This is a genomic window from Nocardia amamiensis NBRC 102102, assembly GCF_001612745.1.
Lineage (GTDB): Bacteria > Actinomycetota > Actinomycetes > Mycobacteriales > Mycobacteriaceae > Nocardia > Nocardia amamiensis.
The window spans coordinates 1-1,392 of the sequence record NZ_BDBA01000160.1 but is presented as its reverse complement, the minus strand read 5'-3'; the positions used below and the strand labels follow the sequence as shown (position 1 = coordinate 1,392).

The 1,392-nt window shown below is 72.8% G+C and carries 1 protein-coding gene; it reads left to right on the top strand.

What is annotated here, in order from left to right; all coding sequences use genetic code 11:
• Positions 1-156 precede the first annotated feature (156 nt).
• Positions 157-1,392: amidohydrolase (locus NA4_RS26525; RefSeq protein WP_067475664.1), on the top strand; the 1,236-nt coding region annotated here is incomplete at its 3' end.

The window sequence follows — 1,392 nt, the reverse complement described above, 5'->3', positions numbered from 1 at the left end:
CCTGCCGGTCCACGGCGGCGGGCGGAACCGGTGCAGCGCCGCCGGCGTACGCGGAGGTGATGACGGTACTGGCGCAGCAGGAGGATCTGGGGCGCAGGCCCGCACTGAACGGCTGACCGAAACCGCCGCTTCGGGCATACGGCAGACTGGTGCTCCGTGAGTACCCAGTTGCTGATCGGTGGTCGTTTCTACAGCGCGAGTTCACCCGACGCCACGGCCATGGCGGTGACCGACGGGACCGTGGTCTGGCTGGGCGCCGAGCAGCCGGGACGCGCGCTGCACCCCGACGCCGAGATCGTCGACCTCGACGGCGCCTTCGTCGCGCCGGCGTTCGTCGATCCACACGTGCACGTCACGGCACTCGGGCTGAAGCTGACCGGTCTGGACCTGTCGGGTGCGGAGTCGCTCGGACACTGCCTGCACCTGCTGCGCGCGTTCGCCGAGGCACACCCCGACGGCGCCGTCCTGGGTGACGGTTGGGACGAGACCACCTGGCCGGAGGGCCGCCCGCCCAGCGTCCAGGAGATCGACGCGGCGGCGGGCGCCGGGCGACACGTGTACCTCTCGCGCGTGGACGCGCACTCCGCCGTGGCGTCCTCGGCACTGCTGGACACACTGCCCGAGCTGACCTCGACCGACGGATTCACCCGCGGCGAGCCGGTGCGTGCCGCGGCCCACCATCTGGTGCGCACCGCCGCGCTGGCGAATCTGTCTCGGGCGCAACGGGATCAGGCGCGCGCCGCGGCACTGGATCACGCCGCCGCGCACGGGATCGTCGCGGTGCACGAATGCGCGGGCCCTGAGATCGCCGGGCGCGAGGACCTCCGCGAACTGCTCGACTTCGACCACGGCGTGCAGGTCCGGGCATATTGGGGCGAGGCGGTGCGCAGCGCCGAACAGGCACGCGCCCTGGTCGAGGAACTCGGCGTGCACGCGTTGGGCGGCGACCTGTTCGTCGACGGCTCCTTCGGGTCGCGCACCGCCTGGCTGCGGGCGCCCTACGCCGACGAGCCCGGTTGCGGCCGAAGCTATCTCGATGTGGCGGCGATCGCCGACCATGTCCGCGCCTGCACGGTGGCGGGTGTCCAGGCCGGATTCCACGCGATCGGCGACGCCGCGATGGACGCGTTCGTCGCCGGTATCGAGCAGGTGGCCGACGAACTCGGCGGGCCCGCCGTCGCCGCGCTCGGGCACCGGGTCGAGCATGCCGAACTGATCGACGCCGAGCACATCGCGAACCTCGCGCGCTGCGGCGTAATCGCCAGTGTGCAGCCGGGATTCGACGCCGCCTGGGGTGGAGCGCACGGCATGTACGCCGCGCGGCTCGGCGCCGATCGCGCCGCGACCCTGAACCCGTTCGCCGCCATGGCCGCCTCCGGCATCGCCCTCGCG